The sequence below is a fragment of the Endozoicomonas sp. ALC013 genome (genome assembly GCF_049310205.1).
GTDB lineage: Bacteria > Pseudomonadota > Gammaproteobacteria > Pseudomonadales > Endozoicomonadaceae > Endozoicomonas.
In genome coordinates, this window is sequence record NZ_JBLYNS010000357.1 from 1 (window position 1) to 1680 (window position 1680).

Annotated in this window: 1 protein-coding gene; it reads left to right on the top strand. The window is 55.2% G+C overall.

Annotation, left to right across the window (positions count from 1 at the left end):
- Window positions 1-1680 (top strand): hypothetical protein (locus ACO6V1_RS23815; RefSeq protein ID WP_422469056.1); only part of this gene is annotated, 1680 nt, incomplete at both ends.

Sequence of the window (1680 nt, forward strand, 5' to 3'; positions counted from 1 at the left end):
ACAGCTGACGATAACAGTGACCGGTGGATAGCGGTGCCGGATGCTGCAACCCTGGGCAAGATCGGCCATGACCCTGACTATCCACTCAATGGTACCTACCGACAAACCGGGGATATTGATGGTAGCCAGTTGGACCAGCCCATTGGTAATGATACTCATCCGTTTACCGGCAGCCTCCGTGGTGAAAACGGCACCATTGGTAATCTCAGCCATTGTCTGGTGCAAACCCTGGGAGCTGAAGGCCTGATCGATGGCCTGAGCTTTAACGGTGTCTTTATAAGAGACAATGGCCCGGTCGCGGTCGCGGCCTGTACCATTGAAGACGAGGCCATGGTCCGTAATATCCGCGTTAAAAATGCCCATGTAGAAGCCCTTGGCGACAGTGCGGGGATTGCCGGGGGGAATGTCCTGGGAACGGTGCTCAACACCACCGCAGTGAACTGCACAGTGGCAGCCTCCGCTGGTGGGGAATGCGCTGGATCAGCAGGGATTGGTGCCGGGTTTCTTTATAATGGCACGGTTGTCGGCACCACTGCGGTGAATTGCACATCCGCCAACTATGAATATTCAGGGGCCGCAGGCATTGGTGCCGGGAGGTTTATTGCAGGTTTTAAAGCAGTGGGGCGTCGTGATGGTCATGGCACCGTTGCCAACACCACGGCCGTGAACTGCAAAGTTGAAAACTCCGCTCGATATGGAAGTGCAGGCATTGGCGTGGGTACGGCTTTGAATCATGGCACGATTGCTCACACCACGGCGGTGGACTGTTCAGTCGAAAACACCGGTGATTATGGCGACGCAGGTATTGGCCTGGGCAACGCTGTTTTTTTTGACATGGTTGCCAACACCACCGCGGTGAACTGTACCGTGGCCGCTTCCGGTTTGCGTGGCAATGCAGGCATCGGCGCAGGGGGAGGCAGATTTCCTTTGGCAAATGTTGCTAACACCACAGCCGCAAACTGCACTGTGACAACCTCCGGCCCGGGCGGGAGCGCCGGTATCGGGGCAGGCATGATTGGTGGCGGATTTGAATCTGAGAAGATAGTTGGCACCACCGCATTGAACTGTACAGTGACAAGCTCCGGCAAGAGCGCAGATGCTGCCATCGGAGCGGGGGGATTTCCCTATTATGACAATATTGCCTGCACCACAGCGATCAATTGCGAAGTTGACAGTCAGTATGGAGATGCTGGTGTCATGGGTGGTCCTGAAGCGGGTATTTGTAATGTCCGTGTCAATGGAGACTGGCAAAACAATACCAACCTTGGTTGTCATCCCTGGCTGGATAATTCAGTTGCAGGTATTGACCCTGGTCTGCTGCCGCCGAATTATCGGCCCGATGTTTATAACTTTACGGCACTGGCAAACAATCAAATTCAACGGTGTGGGTTCTTCCCGACCGCAATGCCGACCACAATCCCAACAACAATCCCGACAACACCCCCCACCACTTCGGGTAAAAGCAGCTCAAGGGATGTGAACCTGAATCAAGCCGCTTTAGCCGCTATAGCCCTGGGCGGTGTACTCTTGGTGCTGGTGGTTGGCTTGTGCATCTTCCGCTACTATCGCAACCGGGCATCACCTGCGGCTGGCTATAGCCCCATATTGGCCGGGAGCACAGGGGACAATCCCGTGAACAGATCCCCCGAAGGCTCCGTGAACTCACTGCCCGATATTGCT